This is a genomic window from Sphingomonas qilianensis, from assembly GCF_039614825.1.
Classification (GTDB): Bacteria; Pseudomonadota; Alphaproteobacteria; order Sphingomonadales; family Sphingomonadaceae; genus Sphingomonas; species Sphingomonas qilianensis.
Genome location: NZ_JBDIMF010000002.1, coordinates 295,937 through 312,320 on the forward strand (window position 1 = coordinate 295,937; position 16,384 = coordinate 312,320).

18 protein-coding genes are annotated in these 16,384 nt (G+C 66.2%); 9 read left to right on the forward strand and 9 right to left on the reverse strand.

The genetic code is table 11. From position 1 onward, the window contains the following. Positions 1-12 precede the first annotated feature (12 nt). Complete coding sequence (locus ABC969_RS07890; RefSeq protein ID WP_345864129.1) at positions 13-852, forward strand: metallophosphoesterase; 840 nt, start codon at positions 13-15, stop codon at positions 850-852. Here ABC969_RS07890 and ABC969_RS07895 read toward each other — a convergent pair. Beyond that, entirely contained in the window at positions 849-1,034 is a 186-nt protein-coding gene (locus ABC969_RS07895; protein WP_345864130.1) for a DUF1328 domain-containing protein, read from the reverse strand. The two genes, ABC969_RS07890 and ABC969_RS07895, sit on opposite strands and share 4 nt — an antisense overlap. Before the next feature lie 125 nt (positions 1,035-1,159). Further along, complete coding sequence (locus ABC969_RS07900) at positions 1,160-1,657, reverse strand: Dps family protein (RefSeq protein WP_345864131.1); 498 nt, start codon at positions 1,655-1,657, stop codon at positions 1,160-1,162. A gap of 39 nt (positions 1,658-1,696) precedes the next feature. Here ABC969_RS07900 and ABC969_RS07905 point away from each other — a divergent pair, with 39 nt between their 5' ends. Further along, positions 1,697-1,849: a hypothetical protein gene (locus tag ABC969_RS07905; protein ID WP_345864132.1), complete on the forward strand. Its 153-nt coding sequence runs from the start codon at positions 1,697-1,699 to the stop codon at positions 1,847-1,849. A gap of 179 nt (positions 1,850-2,028) precedes the next feature. After that, on the forward strand, positions 2,029-2,196 hold the full coding sequence (rpmG, locus tag ABC969_RS07910; RefSeq protein WP_034157855.1) for a 50S ribosomal protein L33: 168 nt from the start codon (positions 2,029-2,031) through the stop codon (positions 2,194-2,196). Positions 2,197-2,301: 105 nt separating this feature from the next. On the opposite strand, the gene ABC969_RS07915 is transcribed toward rpmG, so the two are convergent. Further along, positions 2,302-2,664 carry a response regulator gene (locus ABC969_RS07915; RefSeq protein ID WP_345864311.1) on the reverse strand — a complete coding sequence of 121 codons (363 nt, stop codon included), beginning with the start codon at positions 2,662-2,664 and terminating at the stop codon, positions 2,302-2,304. 42 nt (positions 2,665-2,706) lie between these two features. Here ABC969_RS07915 and ABC969_RS07920 point away from each other — a divergent pair, with 42 nt between their 5' ends. From ABC969_RS07920 to ABC969_RS07930, 3 genes are read left to right on the forward strand one after another with little or no spacing between them, the layout of a single operon-like run. After that, positions 2,707-2,991 (forward strand): DUF3572 family protein, encoded by a 285-nt coding sequence (locus ABC969_RS07920; RefSeq protein WP_345864133.1) that lies wholly within the window; start codon positions 2,707-2,709, stop codon positions 2,989-2,991. Further along, on the forward strand, positions 2,988-3,635 hold the full coding sequence (locus ABC969_RS07925; protein WP_345864134.1) for an HAD family hydrolase: 648 nt from the start codon (positions 2,988-2,990) through the stop codon (positions 3,633-3,635). Before ABC969_RS07920 ends, ABC969_RS07925 begins: the two co-directional genes overlap by 4 nt. Beyond that, a complete protein-coding gene (locus ABC969_RS07930; protein WP_345864135.1) occupies positions 3,632-4,054 on the forward strand; it encodes an acyl-CoA thioesterase in 423 nt (140 codons plus the stop codon). The genes ABC969_RS07925 and ABC969_RS07930 overlap by 4 nt, the downstream gene beginning before the upstream one ends. 50 nt (positions 4,055-4,104) lie before the next feature. Here ABC969_RS07930 and ABC969_RS07935 read toward each other — a convergent pair whose 3' ends face one another. After that, on the reverse strand, positions 4,105-5,688 hold the full coding sequence (locus tag ABC969_RS07935; RefSeq protein WP_345864136.1) for a lysine--tRNA ligase: 1,584 nt from the start codon (positions 5,686-5,688) through the stop codon (positions 4,105-4,107). A gap of 211 nt (positions 5,689-5,899) precedes the next feature. On the opposite strand from ABC969_RS07935, the gene ABC969_RS07940 reads away from it, so the two are divergent. Continuing rightward, entirely contained in the window at positions 5,900-8,602 is a 2,703-nt protein-coding gene (locus ABC969_RS07940) for an ATP-dependent DNA helicase (RefSeq protein WP_345864137.1), read from the forward strand. Between the two features lie 10 nt (positions 8,603-8,612). Then, complete coding sequence (locus ABC969_RS07945; RefSeq protein ID WP_345864138.1) at positions 8,613-9,152, forward strand: SixA phosphatase family protein; 540 nt, start codon at positions 8,613-8,615, stop codon at positions 9,150-9,152. A gap of 7 nt (positions 9,153-9,159) precedes the next feature. On the opposite strand, the gene ABC969_RS07950 is transcribed toward ABC969_RS07945, so the two are convergent. From ABC969_RS07950 to ABC969_RS07960, 3 genes are all read right to left on the reverse strand, one after another. Next, a complete protein-coding gene (locus ABC969_RS07950; protein WP_345864139.1) occupies positions 9,160-9,552 on the reverse strand; it encodes a hypothetical protein in 393 nt (130 codons plus the stop codon). A 208-nt stretch (positions 9,553-9,760) separates the two neighbouring features. Beyond that, on the reverse strand, positions 9,761-10,375 hold the full coding sequence (locus tag ABC969_RS07955; protein WP_345864140.1) for a TetR/AcrR family transcriptional regulator: 615 nt from the start codon (positions 10,373-10,375) through the stop codon (positions 9,761-9,763). 90 nt (positions 10,376-10,465) lie between these two features. After that, a complete protein-coding gene (locus tag ABC969_RS07960) occupies positions 10,466-12,874 on the reverse strand; it encodes a glycoside hydrolase family 3 protein (protein WP_345864141.1) in 2,409 nt (802 codons plus the stop codon). A 125-nt stretch (positions 12,875-12,999) separates the two neighbouring features. Here ABC969_RS07960 and ABC969_RS07965 point away from each other — a divergent pair, with 125 nt between their 5' ends. Next, positions 13,000-14,082, forward strand: a complete 1,083-nt coding sequence (locus ABC969_RS07965) for a LacI family DNA-binding transcriptional regulator (RefSeq protein ID WP_345864142.1) — start codon at positions 13,000-13,002, stop codon at positions 14,080-14,082. 40 nt (positions 14,083-14,122) lie between these two features. Here ABC969_RS07965 and ABC969_RS07970 read toward each other — a convergent pair whose 3' ends face one another. Then, a complete protein-coding gene (locus ABC969_RS07970; RefSeq protein ID WP_345864143.1) occupies positions 14,123-14,950 on the reverse strand; it encodes an aldose 1-epimerase in 828 nt (275 codons plus the stop codon). Continuing rightward, positions 14,947-16,362, reverse strand: a complete 1,416-nt coding sequence (locus tag ABC969_RS07975; RefSeq protein ID WP_345864144.1) for a sugar porter family MFS transporter — start codon at positions 16,360-16,362, stop codon at positions 14,947-14,949. The genes ABC969_RS07970 and ABC969_RS07975 overlap by 4 nt, the downstream gene beginning before the upstream one ends. Between the last annotated feature and the right edge of the window lie 22 nt (positions 16,363-16,384).

The window sequence follows — 16,384 nt, forward strand, 5'->3', positions numbered from 1 at the left end:
AGGCGTCGGCCGATGAGAAAGCTGCTGATCGTCATCGTGAGCCTGCTGTTCGTAGGACTGCTGGCCTTCTGGCTCGGCCTGTCCAATGCGCGGCGGGCACCGATCGTGCGCACGGCGCGGATCGCGCTGGCCGATTGGCCGCGTGGCGCGGCGCCGGTGCGCGTGTTGCTGATGAGCGATATCCATAGCGGCAGCATGGCGATGGACGCGCAGCGGCTGCACGGTATCGTGGATCAGGTGCGGGCGCAGCGCCCGGATCTGATCCTGCTGGCGGGCGATTTCATCTTCGGCCACGACGCGGCCACGGCGCGTGCCGTCGCGCCGGGGCTGGCGCGCGAACTCGGCCGGCTGTCGGCGCCGCTTGGCGTGATCGCGGTGCTGGGCAATCACGATTACGATACCGATCCTGTCGTCGTCTCGCGGCTGTTGGCGACCGCGCAAATCACCGAATTGACCAATCGCGCAGTGCAGCGGGGGCCCTTGGTGATCGGGGGGATCAGTGACGAGGTCACCGCGCATGCCAGTCCCAACGCCACGTTCCGCAGCATGGAGCGATTCGCCGGGGCGCGCATCCTGCTGTCCCACGCGCCGGGCGTGGCGAGCTGGATGCGGCGCAGCGGCGAGCCGCTGTTCGCCGGGCATACGCATTGCGGACAGATCGTGCTGGGCGCGCTCGGCCCGCTCTCCACGCTGACCGAGCGGCAGGACCTGCTGCTGTGCGGTGTGGCGCGCGTGCGGCGGCGGTTGCTGATCGTGACCGGCGGGCTTGGCACCAGCATCGTGCCGGTGCGGTTCGGCGCGCCGCCGGACCTGTGGGTGGTGACCCTCGGCCCGGCGACGCGACGCGGTTAATCGATCGCGTTCTTGATGCCCTTGCCGGCCAGCAGGCCGAGCACGAGCAGGATCACGAAGATGGCAATGGCGACGAAGAAAAGGATCTTGGCGATCCCGACAAAGGCGCCGCCGACGCCGCCAAAGCCCAGCACCGACATGACCAGCCCGATGACGAGAAAGATGATAGCCCAACGCAACATGGCAACTCTCCGATAGTGGTGATTGACCAACCACCGGACGCCAGCGGTTGTTCCGGAATGGTCATGAGGGAGTGCTGGGCTGGGCATCGCCCCGCACGGGGGCGATGCGGGGCCGGGATCGGTGCTTAGCCCTTGCGGCTGGCTTCGAATAGGAACCAGGCGCGTTCTTCGGCGAGATCGGTCCACTCGTCGAGAATGCCGCTGGTGGCGTTGTCCTTGGCCTCGTCGACGATATCCTTGGCTTCGCGCAGCGCTTCGACGAGCTTGAGATTATCCTCGCGCAGCTCGATCAGCATGTCGGTCGCGCTGACGAACGGTGCGTCATTGTCCTTGATCGTCTGGTGGCGGGCAATGTCGCCGATCGAGCGCAGCGTGGTGTTGCCGGTCTTGCGCACGCGTTCGGCGATCGCATCGGTGGTGCCGAGGATCTGGGTCGCCTGATCATCCAGCATCAAATGATAATCGCGGAAATGCGGGCCGGAGACGTGCCAGTGGAAATTCTTCGTCTTGAAATACAGTGCAAAGCTGTCGGCAAGGATGCCGTTCAGCGATTCGGCGACCGATTTGGCGGCGTTGCTCTGGATATCGGTCGGCGTTTTCAGCGGTGCTGCGGGTTCGGCCATGGGAATTCTCCTTGAAGGGTCGTTGCGACAACGATTCGAGTGAAGCAAACGCTCCGCGCCGCGCCAATCAAATTCTGGATCAGTCTGATCGCCCCCCGCGAGAACGCCGGCACGAGCGATCCGGTCGGCGCAACGCCGGGCAAACCGGCGCGCGAACCGCCCGGCCGATTCGCGCCACCGCGCGGCGCTTGATCGGATCGTGCGTCACCGTGATACGAAACGCCGCCACAATCGTGCGCTTCAACGGCTGAACGGCGGCTTGGATGCGCGTTTGGCTTGACTTGCGATACCCTTTGGGCCAACGGACGCGGCTTGTGAGCGGCGGCTTGTTCGCCGCTCTTTGCTTTTTTACAGATTCAGGAACCGGGCTCATGGCCAAGCCAACAACCGTCAAGATCAAGCTGCTGAGCTCGGCAGACACCGGCTTCTTCTATGTCACGAAGAAGAACCCGCGCACCAAGACCGAGAAGCTCTCGTTCAAGAAATATGATCCCGTCGTGCGCAAGCATGTCGAGTTCAAGGAAACGAAGATCAAGTAAGCCGCTTCGCGCGGGTTACCTGATTCCGGCAGACGCCGGTCGCAAGCCGCAGGGGCAGCCCCTTGCGGCTTTTGCGTGTGCGACCCATATCCGGGGACGCCAAGCCTAGAGCAGCGCGCGCACCGATTCGACGAAGCGCGCGAGCGAGATCGGCTTGGAGACATAGGCATCCGCGCCCGCGCCGCGGATGCGCTCCTCATCCTCGCGCCCGGCATACGCCGTCACCGCCATGATCGGAATCGTGCGGAGGGAGGCGTCGGCTTTTAGGTGGCCGATCAGTTCGAAGCCACTGACGTGCGGCAGCTGGATGTCCATGATGATCAGATCGGGCGCGAATTCCCGTGCCTGCGCAACGGCCTGGCGACCGTCACGGACCCCTTGCGTGAGATAGTGGTGCGCCCGCAGCAGATCGCAGAACAGCTTTAAATTGAGTTCATTGTCCTCGACAACGAGCACCTTTTTCGCCACGTCCGCGCCATTCCTTACCGTCATGCGAGAGAGTGATAGGCAATGCGCGCGCGCGAGACAAACGAAGACGCGGGCGCGCTGGCGCTGCGCGCACTGGTGTGGACGCTGGGCGAGCAGGATCGCGCGCAGCGGCTGCTGGATACGACCGGGCTCGACCCGCAGGATCTGCGCGCCCGCGCGGGCGAACCCGCCGTGCTGGCCGCGGTGCTTGGTTTCCTGGAGAATTACGAGCCCGATTTGCTGGCCTGCGCCGAGGGGCTGGAGGTGACGCCCGCCGCCCTGGTCGCCGCGCGCGCCGCACTGGATGGCGGGGAGCCGGAAGCATGAGGCCGCTGCTAATCTGCGATTGCGACGAAGTGCTGCTGCATATGGTGCGGCATTTCGGCACCTGGCTGGGCGAGACGCACGATATCGATTTCGCGCTCGCCGGCGGCGATTTCGCCAACAGCATGACCAGGCGGGACGGCGGGCCGCCGCTGTCGCGCGAGGATATGTGGGGCATGCTCGACGGGTTCTTCCCGGGCGAGATGGATCGCCAGACGCTGGTGCCGCATGCGCGCGAAGCGCTGGCGGCGTTGGCGGAAACCGCCGACATCGTGATCCTGACCAATTTGCAGGATCATTGCCGCCAGCCGCGCATCGCGCAGCTGGCCAAATTCGGCATCGATCACCGCGTCGATTGCAACCAGGGCGGCAAGGGCGACCCCGTCGCCCGCCTCATGGCGGAGCATGGCAATCCCGTCACCGTGTTCGTCGATGATCTCGCGGTGCATCACCAGTCGGTGGCGGAGCATGCCCCCGCCGTACACCGGCTACACATGGTGTCCGAACCCGCACTCGCGCCGCATGTGCCAAAGGCGCCAGCGGCGCATGCGCGGATCGACGACTGGAACGATGCCGAAGTGTGGATCATGGAGCGGTTTGCGCTGGGCCAACCGGCGCAAGCCGGATCACCGGTGACGCCCGCATGAGGGAGGGATTTGCATTCTCGACCCGGTTCAAGGTGCGCTATGCCGAGATTGACGGGCAGAAGATCGTCTTCAACTCACGCTATCTCGAATATGCCGATGTCGCGGTGAGCGAGTTCTGGAGCTGGAGCGGGATTGCCGCGGCGCTGCCGGAATGGGCGATGAGCGAATTTCACGTGCGGCGCAGCGAGATCGATTATCTGAAGCCCTTCGTGTGGGGCGACGAGATCGAGGCGTTCGTGCGCGTGGAAAAGATCGGCGGCACGAGCATCACCAAGCGCTTCGAATTGTGCCACGCGGTGACCGGCGAACTGCACTGCGTGATCCAGATGGTCAGCGTGAACGTCGATCTGGCGACGCATCGGCCGGTGGCGATTTCGGATGCGGTGCGCGGGTTTCTGGCGGGGTTGCCGGCGGGGTAATCCTCAACTGTCACCCCGGATCTAGTCCGGGGTGACGAAGAGGGGGCAACTTACCGCCCCAGTGCCTCGGCGATCAGTTTGCGCGTATTGTCGATGCCGTAGAGCGCGATGAAGCTGCCCATGCGCGGGCCCTGCTCGGAGCCGAGCAGCGTTTCGTACAGCGCCTTGAACCAGTCGCGCAGGTTCTCGAACCCGCCCGCGTCGCCGAACTGGCTCTTGCCGATTTCATAGACGATGTTCTGGATATCCTCGGGCCGCGCATCCGCCGCCAGCCCTGCCAGATCGGCATCGAGCCGTTCCAGCGCGGCGACCTCGATGCCCGCAGGCGCGCGGCGCTTGAGCGTCGGCGTCACGAAGTCGCGACCATAGGCCAGCGCATAGCCGATCAGGTCGTCCAGCGCGGGATAGGCCTCAGGCGTCGCATCGGGCACATAATTGGCCAGATAGCCCCATACCTGCTCCTTGGTGGCATCACCCATCACGCCGACCAGATTGAGCAGCAGCCCGAACGTTACCGGCAGCGTCTCGGCGGGGGGCGGGCCGTTATGGATATGGTGCACCGGGTTGCCGAGCTGCTGCTCGACCGGCTGATGCGGATATTTTTCGCGGAAGCCCCAATAATCGTCGACCGCGCGTGGGATAAGCCCGAGGTGCAGCGCCTTGGCCTTTTTGGGCTCGCGATAGATGTAGAAGGCCAGGCTCTCGTCGGGGCCGTAGGTCAGCCACTGATCGAGGCTGAGGCCATTGCCTTTCGACTTGGAGATCTTCTCGCCCTTCTCGTCGAGGAACATCTCGTAATTGAACCCCTCGGGCGGGCGCCCGCCGAGCACGCGCGCGATCTTCGAGCTTTGCGTGACCGAATCGATCAGATCCTTGCCCGCCATCTCGTAATCGACGCCGAGCGCGACCCAGCGCATCGCCCAATCGACCTTCCACTGCAGCTTGGCCTGCCCGCCGAGGATCGATTGCTCGATCCGTTCGCCCTCATCGATGAACGCGATCATGCCGGTGTCGGCATCGAGCACCTCGATCGGCACCTGCAGCACGATGCCGCTCTTGGGGCTGACCGGCAGGACCGGCGAATAGGTCGCCTGGCGTTCCTTGCGCAGCGTCGGCAGCATCACATCCATGATCCCCTGATAGTGGCGCAGGACGCCCTTCAACGCGTCGTCGAACGTGCCGTCGGCATAATAATCGGTCGACGAGACGAACTCATACTCAAAGCCGAAGCGATCGAGGAATTCGCGCAGCAGCGCATTGTTATGCGCGGCGAAGCTTTCGTGCGTGCCGAACGGATCGGGGATGCGCGTCAGCGGCTTGCCGAGATGCTCGGTCAGCATTTCCTTGTTCGGCACATTGTCTGGCACCTTGCGCAGGCCATCCATATCGTCGCTGAACGCGATCAGCCGCGTGGGGATGTCGGACAGGGTTTCGAACGCGCGGCGCACCATCGTGGTGCGCAGCACTTCGTTGAACGTGCCGATATGCGGCAGGCCCGACGGGCCATAACCCGTTTCGAATAGCACATGGCCCTTGGCGGGCGCGCCATCGGGATAGCGCTTAAGCAGCTTGCGCGCTTCTTCGTAGGGCCAGGCTTTGGAATCGAGAGCGGCGGTGCGCAGGTCAGTCGTCATCAGGGGGCTCTAGCGGGAAGTGCGGGATTCGTCATCCCTTGGGCAAAATCGTAACCCCAGCCATTACCGTCACCCCAGCGAAAGCTGGGGTATCCCTGGGGCGGGTGCCGCGCGCGCCTCATCAAGACCCCAGCTTTCGCTGGGGTGACGGTCGCATGGATGGGTCCCGGAAACCGTTGCCATTTCGTTCCGTGCGCGCCACTGTCGCTGGGTGACGAGTCTCCGCTATCCTGCCCTCCACGCCAGCCATAGCGGCATCTGGATCGCGACCGATGAGGGCACGCGGCCGATCGGGCGTGGCGAGGCGATCCGCATCGCCGCGGATACGCCGGTGATCGTGCTCAACGCGGCGCTGGTCGGGCAGCGGCTCGGCTATGCCGAGCTGGCCGGGCTCGATGTGCTCGAATTGTTCGCCTTCATGTGCCCGGCGCGGTTCATGGTGCCGACGCCGCGTGGGCTGGCGCGCGCGACGGGGCTGGAGACGCCGGCGCGCGACGAGGATGTCGCTGCCTTCCTGCGCGCGGCGGCGCAGGCGCTGCTCGATCTGCCCAAGGGCGACTGGCCGGAAAAGGAAGGCGCGTGGATGTCCGCGCAGTCGCTGTTCCGCCTGCGCTGGCCGTGGGCGCCGGTGATCGGCGATCATCTGACCAAGCCCGCGGAAGCCGAGCGCTGGCTATTCTCGAAGCTGCCCGAATGGTCGGAAACCGCGCCCCGCCCGCAGCCGCGTACGATCACGCTGGATGGCGAAGAGACGCAGGCGCGGCTGGCGCACCTGACCGGATCGGCGGCCGAGCAGCGCCCCGGGCAGCGCGCGTTTGCGCAGGCGGCGATGGATGCCTTTTCACCGCGCATGGTGCGCGAATCGCCCAACATGGTGCTGGCCGAGGCGGGGACGGGGATCGGCAAGACGCTGGGCTATCTGGCGCCCGCGTCGCTGTGGGCGGAGAAGGCCGGCGGCGCGGTGTGGGTGTCGACCTTCACCAAGGCGCTGCAGCGGCAATTGGGGCAGGAAAGCGCGCGCCTGTTCCCCGATGCCGCGGTGCGCAAGCAGAAGGTGGTGACGCGCAAGGGGCGCGAGAATTACCTGTGCCTGCTCAATCTGGAGGATGCGTTGCAAGGCGGGTTCCAAAACCGCGCCGCGGTGCTGGCGCAGCTGGTGGCGCGCTGGGCGGCGTATAGCGCCGACGGCGATATGGTCGGCGGCGATCTGCCCGGCTGGCTGCCCACGCTGTTCCGCCGCAACGGCTCGACGGCGCTGACCGATCGGCGCGGCGAATGCGTCTATGCCGGCTGCCCGCATTACCGCAAATGCTTCATCGAGCGCGCCGCGCGGGCGAGCAGCGAGGCGGATATCGTGATCGCCAATCATGCGCTGGTGATGGTCAACGCCGCGCGCGGGCGCGAGCTGACCACGCGCCCGACACGCTATGTGTTCGACGAGGGGCATCATATCTTCGATGCGGCGGATTCGATGTTCTCCACCGCGCTTACCGGGCAGGAGACGATCGAGATCCGGCGCTGGATTCTCGGCCCCGAATCGGGCGGGCGCGGGCGACGGCGGGGGCTGCAGGCACGCCTTTCCGACGTGGCGAGCTATGACGAGGGCGGCGCGCGCGCGATCGGCGAGGCGGTGATCGCGGCGCAGGCGCTGGCCGCGGATGGCTGGCTGCAGCGGGTCGGCGAAGGCGCGCCGTTCGGGCCGATCGAGACGTTGCTCGCGGCGGTGCGGGGCCTGACCTATGCGCGCGCCGAGGCGGCGGGGGATGCCGGCTATGGGCTGGAGACCGAACTGGCCGAGCCCGATGCGGCGCTGGTCGAGGCGGCGGGGCCGGCGGCGCAGGCGCTGGATGATCTGGTGCGGCCACTGGTGACGCTGGGGCGGCGGCTGGAAGCCGTGCTGGCCGAGGCGCCGGACTGGATGGACGGGCCGGCGCGGGCGCGGATCGAGGGGGCGATCGCCTCGATCGGCTGGCGCGCCGAGACGGTGGCGGCGTGGGTGTCGCTGCTCGCGCGTGTCGGCGGCCCGGCCTCGCCCGATTTCGTCGACTGGCTGGCGGTCGATCGCGTCGAGGGGCGCGAATATGACATGGGGCTGCACCGCCACTGGCTCGATCCGAGCAAGCCGTTTGCCGAGACGGTGCTGAAGCCGGCGCATGGCGCGCTGGTGACGTCGGCGACGTTGCGCGGTGGCGGGGAATGGGACGTGGCAGAAGCGCGCACCGGCGCTAACCATCTGCTGCGCGGCGCCAGCCGGTTCGAGGCGCTGTCGCCGTTCGATTATGCCACGCAGGCCGAAGTGCTGATTGTTACCGACGTGAAGCGCGGCGATATGGGCGCACTGGCCAATGCTTATGCGCGGCTGGGCTGCGCCAGCCATGGCGGGATGCTCGGCCTGTTCACCGCGATCCGGCGGCTGCGCGGTGTGCACGCGCGGATCGCCGATCGGCTCGCGCGCGACGGGCTGCCGCTCTATGCGCAGCATGTCGATCCGATCGATACCGGCACGCTGATCGATATTTTCCGCGACGATGCCAGCGCCTCGTTGCTCGGCACCGATGCGCTGCGCGACGGCGTCGATGTGCCGGGCGATTCGCTCCGCCTGGTGGTGATGGAGGGCGTGCCCTGGCCCAAGCCGACCGTGCTGCATGCGGCGCGGCGGCTGGCCGGTGGAGGCAGCGCCTATGACGATCGCATCGTCCGCGCGCGATTGGCGCAGGCGTTCGGGCGGCTGATTCGACGCGCCGACGATCGCGGCATGTTCGTGTTGCTGTCCGCTGCGATGCCCTCGCGGCTGCTCCGCGCGTTTCCGCCGGGCGTGACAATCGAGCGCGTCACGCTGGACGAAGCGGTGCTGCGCGCGTCGCGGCTTCCTTCGCCCGCGCCGCTGGTGCATGAGGCGGCGCTGGACGCCTGACGGAGAGCCCATGAAAACGCTGACGCTGCTTCGCCATGCCAAATCGGGCTGGAACGACACGGTTACGCGGGACGTGGATCGTCCGCTCAACGGCAAGGGCAAGCGCGCCGCCGCCGCCGTCGGCAAGCATTGGCGCGGGCTGGGGCTGGCTTTCGATCATGTCGTCGCCTCGCCCGCGCTGCGCGTGGCAGAGACGATCACCCATCTCGTGTCGGGTTATGGCAGCGATCTCGCGGCGGTCGAGGATCGCCGCATCTATCTCGCCTCGGCGGTGACCTTGCTCGACGTGATCCACGATTTGCCGGAGACCGCCGAACATGTGCTGATGATCGGGCACAATCCGGGGCTGGAGGATCTCGTGCTGATGCTGGTGCCGGACGATTCGGCGAGCGACTTGCGCGATACGCTGGAGGAGAAATTCCCCACCGCCAGCACCGCCGAACTGACCTTCGACGGCGCCTGGGCCGAGGTTGGCGCGGACCGCGCGATGCTGACGCGCTTCATTCGCCCGCGCGATCTGGATCCGGCGCTGGGGCCGGATCTGGAGTGACCGCGCCTTAGCGCGGGCGGCGGCTGGCGTCGCGGCGCAACCCGGTGACGCTGGTCACCAGTGTCTCGATCTGCGCTTCGCTGAACCCGGCGGCGACGAAATTCCTGATCTCGTCGATCGGCAGCGCGAAGCCGCGGCGCCAGGCATAGACGGCGAGGCGGCGCAGCGCTTCGAGCCGGGGATCGGCGAGCCGCGATTTGGTGCCCAGCCCAAACACGCTGCCGATCGCGCGCGACATGCGGCCGGGGGTGGCCAGGCTGGACAGGCTATCGTTACGCGCGAGCGCGATCACGCTCCATTCGAGTGCGGTGAAGCCGGTCGATACAGTCGTGCCGGTGGCGCTCTCGGCGCGGCAGCGCGCGGGGGCGGGAAACATGTTGTCGAGATCGAGATAGGCCATGGCATGTCCCCTTTAGACACGAGCGGTCATCGAGCGGTGCGCCGCCCGATGGTTCGGGCAGCGGCCGTGCGAGAGGCGCCTTGATAATAATGCAGCAATACGGGGTCAGGCCCGTTCCGTACCAGGCGGTATATTAAACGACCCAGCGGCCGTCAACCGCTTTTTATAACGATCGGTAGCGTAGGCGAACGTCCGGCGCTGTCGCGCGCTAGCGCGTCGGCCACATCGCCATTGCGGTGTCGACCAGTTGCTGCAGCTGCTCGCATGTCGCGCCCGATCCGCCCTGTAACGCGATGCCTTGCATCAGCGCGACGACGTAGTTGACCAAGGCATCTGCCTCCATGCCCTCGGGCAATTCGCCGGCATCCTTGGCCTGCTGGAAGCGCGCGATCAATGCGGCGGTGGAGGAGGCGCGACGCTTGACCACTTCCGCCTTGATCGGCGCCGCTTCGGCGCCGCACGCCACGCTGCTGATCACGCCCAGGCAGCCCTTGGGGTCGCATGTGCTCATCTGCATCTGCAGCACACCGCGCAGCAGCCGTTCGGCCACGCCGCGCGCGGTCGGCGCCTCGAGCGCAGTGCTCATGAAAGTGAGCTTTTCGCGTTCGTAGAGATCGAGCGCCTTGTGGAACAACGCTTCCTTATTGCCGAACGCGGCATACAGGCTGGGTTTGGTGATGCCCATCGCCGCGGTCAGCTCGGACATCGACGCCGCTTCGTAGCCATGTTCCCAGAACACGCGCAGCGCCGCCGCCAGCGCGACATCGAGATCGAATTCGCGCGGGCGGCCTTTGGTCGCAGACAGGGCACAGGAGATATTCATACCAGACGGTATATAGGCGTGTTTGCTCTGGGGTCCAGTAAACGCGATTTTAATGACATTATTATGTCGTCGATCCGGGGCGGGCTGCGCCTATCGGGGGCAGACCGCATTGGCCGGATCGGTGGCAAGGCGCAGATCGGAGATGTCGATGGCAAATGGCGCCGTCGCGCTCAGCGCGAAGGGCTCGGTCACGCTATCGAGCGTCGCGCCGGCATCGCGGAAGCATTTGAGCGGCACGCGCAATACCTGCCAGCCCTGTGCTGCCGAGACGATCGGCGCGATATTGACCTTGCCACCGCCGAGCGACAGCGTGACCGGGCCGGTCGGCACGGCTTGCGTGCGATAAGTCAGCTGCAGGTTGAGATCCGCGTTCAGCTCGCGCACCATAGCCAGCGGCGGGCCGCTCAGCCGTGCCGTGCCGGCGCCGGTCCAGGCCAAGCGCATCGCGCCTTCCTGCGTTGTCGCGCTATCGACCATGCTGCGCCGCACTGCCGGATCGACCGCCAGCGCGAAGGGCGCGGGCACCTTGCCGCGCGCGAAGAACAGGCTGGTATTGGCCAGGCTGGCATCGATCCCGGCGACCTCGCTAAGCACCCCGACCGCCCCCGGCGTGGCATAACGCAGACCATAACCAAGCGCGAACAAGGGATCATAGCCGGGCATGCCCCGATTGAGCGTGAACTGGCCCGCGGTCTTCGGCCAGCTGAAGGCGAGCTTGCCGTTGAAATCACGCTTGCCGCCGATCAGGACGTCGGCGATCCCGGCGCCTTCCGAGCCCGGGAACCAGGCAGCGACAAAGGCATCGGACTGATTGAGCTCGGGGTTGACCCACAGCGGGCGGCCCGAGAGAAACACCGAGACGGTGGGCACGCCCTCCGCTTTCAGCTTCTTGAGCAAGGCCAAGGCCTGCTTGTCGCCGGGTTCGAATTCCAGCGTGCGGACATCGCCGCGCATCTCGGCATAAGGCTGCTCGCCGAATACGACGATGGCCACGTCGGGCTTAGCCGTGAAGCTGCCATCGGCGGACAGCGTCGCGGTGCCACCGCCAGCCTTGGCCGCCGCGGCGATCCCGGCGAAGATCGAGGTCGCGCCGGGGAAATCCTTGTTGGTGTTGCCGTCACCCTGCCAGGACAGGGTCCAGCCACCCGATTGGCGCCCGATATCGTCCGCGGCATCGCCCGCCACCAGGATGTTGGCGCTGGCCTTGAGCGGCAGCACCCCGCTGTTCTTGAGCAGCACGAGGCTCTTGGCCACCGCCTCGCGCGCCACCGCGCGGTGCGCGGGGGAGCCGATCGTGTCGCTCTTGGCTTCCCACGGGCGCGCGGCATCGAACAGGCCGAGCTTCATCTTCACGCGCAGAATGCGGCGCACGGCATCGTCGATCCGCGTCGCCGGGATCGTCCCCGCCTTGGCAGCGGCCAGCGTGCTGTCGAACAGCCCTTTCCAGCTGTCCGGCGCCATCGCCATGTCCAGCCCGGCGTTGAAGGTGGCCGGGCAATCGGTGGCGGTGCAGCCGGGGATCTGGGCATGGCCGTTCCAATCGCCGACGATAAAGCCATCGAAACCCATCCGGCCCTTGAGCACATCGGTGAGCAGGCTTTTGTTGCCGTGCATCTTGGCGCCGTTCCAGCTCGAGAAGCTGGCCATGACGGTCATCGCGCCGGCATTGATAGCGCCGGGATAGCCTGCGGCATGCGTGCCGATCAGCGTTGCTTCATCGATTTGCGCATCGCCCTGATCGATGCCGTCATGCGTGCCGCCATCCCCCAGAAAATGCTTGGGCGAGGCGGCGACACGGCCGCGCTGGATGCCCCAGGCGCCGGGCTTACCCTGCAGCCCGGTGATCATCGCGCCGGCATAGGAGGCGACGATCGCCGGATCCTCCGAATAGCCTTCATAGGCGCGGCCCCAGCGATCGTCCTGTGGCACGGCCAAGGTCGGGCCGAATGCCCAATCGATCCCGGCAGCGGCGGTTTCTTCCGCCGTCGCTGCACCGATGCGCTGGATCAGCGCGGGATCGCGCATCGCGCCGAGCGCGCTGTTATGCGGAAAGATCGTTGCGCCGATCACATTATTGTTGCCGTGCACCGCATCGACCCCGAACATCAGCGGAATGGCGACATGGCCCGGGCGTGGCGCCAGCGCGACGGCATTGAAGGCGCGCGATGTCGCGATCCATGGCGCGGCCGGGGAACGATCGGGGTTGCCGAGCGGCGCCGAACTGCCGCCGGCGAGGATCGAGCCCAATGGATACTTGCGCAGATCCTCGGGCGTGATCGCGCCGATATCCGCCTGGATCATCTGGCCGATTTTCTCCTCGAGCGTCATCTGGCGCATCAGCTCGGTAATTTTCCGCTCGGTCGCCGCGTCAATCAGCCTGGGGCTTTTGGCTGTGGGCCATTGCGCGGCTTGCGCGGTAACGGATGGCGCCTGGGCGCTGGCCGAGAGCGTGGTGCCGCCCAGCATGGCGATCAGCATCACCTTATGAAAACGTCCCATGCTCACTCTCCCGCAAATTTTGAATTAGCATAACGGCTCGCTGTGCGAGCGCTATCATAAATGATCGCCCGCGGCATTTGCACTGAGGCCGTGTGCTACGCTAACGATGGGGCCATGCGAGCATCATGTCCCTAACTCCCCGCAAGCCCCGCGCCGGTTCCGGCCGACACAATGGCGCGCCGACGATTGCCGATGTCGCGGCGCTGGCCGGTGTTTCGACCATGACGGTGAGCCGCGTGATCAATGCCGAAAACAATGTGCGCGATTCGACGCGCGAAACGGTGAACGCCGCGATCGGACAGCTCAATTACGCGCCCAACCGCGCCGCGCGCAGCCTGGCCGGAGCCTCTCATCTGCGGCTTGGGCTGCTCTATTCAAACCCGAGCAGCGCGTATCTCAGCGAGTTCCTCGTCGGCAGCCTCGATCAGGCGGGGCGTTCGGACATCCAGCTGGTGGTCGAGAAATGCGAGCTGGGCGATCATGAGCGCCGCGTGGTCGAACGCATGATCGCCAGCGGCATCGATGGCGTGATCCTGCCCCCGCCCTTGTGCGATTCACGCAGCGTGCTTGATGTGCTGATCGCCGCCAAGGTACCGACCGTGGTGGTGGCGACGGGCTGTCCGCCAGCGGAATGCGCGGCGATCTCGATCGATGATCGCGGCGCGGCGCGCGAAATGACGCGCCATCTGATCGAACTGGGCCATGCGCGGATCGGGTTTATCTCCGGCAATCCCAATCTCACCGCCAGCGGGCAGCGACTGGAGGGCTATCGCGCGGCGCTGGCCGATGCCAGCATACCGTTCGACGAGCGGCTCGTGACTGCCGGGCTGTTCACCTATCGCTCGGGGCTCGATGCGGCCGACGAACTGCTCGAACGGGATAGCCCGCCCTCGGCGATCTTTGCCAGCAATGACGATATGGCGGCGGCGACCGTGGCGGTGGCGCATCGCCGCGGGCTCGATGTGCCAGGCGATCTCACCGTGTGCGGGTTTGACGATAGCGCGCTGGCCACGACGATCTGGCCCGAACTGACCACCATCCATCAGCCGATCGCGGATATGTCGCGCGCCGCGGTGGAATTGCTAACCGGCATGTTGCGCGGCAAGCGCGCCGCCGATGTGCGGCATGTGACGCTGGATTATACGCTGATCCGCCGGCAATCCGATGCCGCGCCGCGTCGGCGCCCCCCGGCGCGGGTCAAGAAATAAGCCGCCAATGCGGCCCCCGCTTGCCGAGTGAAGAACGGGGCTATCCGCGGATGATCATCGCGATCTCGCGGCGTGCGCCTGGCGCGAGCACGTCTGCTGCGTCGCGATTGACCGCATCGGGCATCGCCGTGACCGGCTCGGCGCAAAAATAGGCTTCGCCCGACGGCAGGAAGAAATGCAGCAAGCCAGTGCCGATGCCCGACAGCGTAACGGCGCCGTCGTCACGCTCAATCGTCGCGCTGCCGTTCCAGCCGGCATAGCAATGATCAATCAGATCGGGGCGGGCGAGGGGCGCGCCGCGCGACCAGTCGCCAAACGTGTCCGGTGCGGCCAACGTGGTCGGCAGCATCGCGGCATCCGCTTGCCACACGCCCTCTGCCGCGAAGGCCAAGGCCTGCACGCCCGCGCGGACGAAATAGGGGTGGAAGCCGAGACTGTAAGGCATAGCGCCGTCGCCGGTATTTTGCAGCGCCAGTGATACGGTCAGCCCGGTAGCGTCGAGCGCGATCTGCTGCGTGGCGGTATAGGCCCAGGGCCAGGCAGCGTCGGGCGCGTGGCGATGGACCAGCGTTGCGCTGGCCTCATCCGAGGCGGCGACGTCCCATGGAGAGAGCCAGCCCATGCCGTGCAGCGGATGGGCTTGGCCGGGATAATTGCGCGGCAGCATGTGGCTGCCGCCCGCAAAGGTAAACGCGCCGCCGGCGATGCGGTTGGCATAAGGCACCAAGGCAAAGCTCGCGAAAGCGAGCGGATCGCGCGCGCCCGCCGGGGTGGGGCGCAATATGTCCACCCCCCGCCGGGTAAGCGACGCGATTGCGCCGCCCATCGGCTCGAGCGTCGCGACCCAGTCGCCAGCGGCGATCCTCAACCTTCCATATCCTCCAGTTCCCGACCGCGCGTTTCGTTGACCATCGCCTTGACGAAGAAGAACGATACCGCCGCAGCAATGGCATAGCCGACATAGGTGACGGCGAGGCCCGGCGAGACGACCAGCGACGGGAAGCTTACCGAAATCGCGGCATTGGCGATCCACTGCGCAAAGCCCGCCACGGCAAGCGCCGAGCCGCGGATCTGCGTCGGGAACATCTCGCCGAGCATCACCCACATCACCGGGCCCCAGCTGACGTTGAAGAAGATCACGTACAGATTGGCGGCGATCAGCGCGATCAGCCCGTTATTGCCCGGCAGCGAAACGGCGCCGGCGGCGTCGGTCACCGCAGTCGAGAAGGCCCAGGCGACGACGCCCAGCGTCACCGTCATGCCGGCCGAACCGACCAGCAACAGCGGCTTGCGGCCGATCTTGTCGATCAGCGCGATCGCCAGCAGGCACGCGCCGATCGAGAGCACGCCCGACAGGATGTTGGTCTGCAGCGCATAATCTTCGGTGAAGCCGACGGCTTCCCACAACGTGGCGCCATAATAGAACACCACGTTGATGCCGACGAGCTGCTGGAACACGGCGAGACCAATGCCGACCCACAGGATCGGGCGGATCTTGCGGGTGTTCTTATCGACCAGATCGGACAGTTTCGGGCGATGATGATCAGCGGCGAGGCTGGCGCGGATCTCGCTTACCTTGCGCTTGGCTTCGGCCGCGCCAAACAGCCGCGTCAGCACGCCTTCGGCTTCGTTGTCGCGGCCTTTGACGACCAGATAGCGCGGGCTTTCCGGGATGAAGAACAAGGCAACGAAATACAGCGCGGCGGGGATCACCTGCAGCCAGAACATCCAGCGCCAGGCTTCATAGCCGCCCCACAGGACCGCGGTCGAGCCGCCGGCATAGCGCGCGAGCGCGAAGTTCGCGACGAACGCGCCGGTCAAACCCGAGATGATCATGACCTGCTGGATGCTCGACAGCCGCCCGCGGACATTGGCCGGGGTGACTTCCGAAATATAGACGGGCGAGGTGACGCTGGCCGCGCCGACGCCGAAGCCGCCGATGATCCGCGCGAAGATGAAGATCGCCGAGGATTCGGCGGCCCCGGCCAGCAGCGCGGAGACGATGAACAAGGCCGCGGCGACCATCATCGTGTTGCGGCGGCCGATCAGATCGGACAGCCGCCCCGCGCCGAACGCGCCGATCGACGAGCCGACGAGGATCGCGCCGACATTGACGCCGATGCCGAGGCGACCGAGATCGAAGGCCGCTTCGAGCCCCTTTTGCGTGCCGTTGATCACGCCCGAATCGTATCCGAACATGAAGCCGCCGATCGTCGCGACGGCGACGACCATAAAGATCAGGGTGCGATTGATCTCGCTAGTGCCGTGAGCGTGTTCCACGCGGTATCCTCTCTGGTTTCGC